This is a genomic window from Flavobacterium fluviatile, assembly GCF_010645065.1.
Classification (GTDB): Bacteria; Bacteroidota; Bacteroidia; order Flavobacteriales; family Flavobacteriaceae; genus Flavobacterium; species Flavobacterium fluviatile.
On the sequence record NZ_JAADZW010000106.1, the window covers coordinates 1 to 571 of the forward strand.

Below are 571 nucleotides of genomic sequence, written 5' to 3' on the forward strand. Positions count from 1 at the left end.
AAATTAGGAGAAAGCTTTAAAACTGATCCTAAAGGGTTGAAAGACCTTATCGATGCAATGCCGGCGCAAACATTGGTTACAGACAATTTAGGCGATAACGCTAAAGATTTAGCTGACTTCGAAGGTAAAGGCTGGGACAGTCTATACGCATCAAATCAGTTGGAAACGGTTAGAACCAAATTCCCTGACTTGTACGAGAAATTAAAAAAAGAAAAATATCCTAACCAAGATTAATTATGGCACAAAGTCCTAAAATCCCACAAGAGTTTTGGAGCTCTTACATCGTCGAGAAATTAAGACGAACAAATCCACATATCGCACTATGTTTTGATGAGTCAAAATATGTAAAAGGCGGTGCAATTGTATATCTGCCACAAGCGGGTGCAAAACCCAACGTAGTAAAAAATAGAGGCTTTGGTGCCGCTACAGCTGTACAGCGTGGTGATACTGCAGTAATGTATGCATTAGATGTTTTTACAACTGATCCAACAGCCGTTACAGTCGCTGAATCAATGGAAATCAGCTACGAGAAAACAGATTCTGTTTTAGCAGATCATACTGACACGTTAGC

The 571-nt window shown here is 39.6% G+C and carries 1 protein-coding gene and 1 pseudogene; both read left to right on the top strand.

Going from position 1 to position 571, the window contains the following annotated elements:
• Nucleotides 1-234 (top strand): hypothetical protein (locus tag GXM17_RS21465; RefSeq protein ID WP_163401551.1); only part of this gene is annotated, 234 nt, incomplete at its 5' end.
• A gap of 2 nt (nucleotides 235-236) precedes the next feature.
• A pseudogene (locus GXM17_RS21470) lies at nucleotides 237-571 on the top strand (hypothetical protein); the annotation flags it as partial.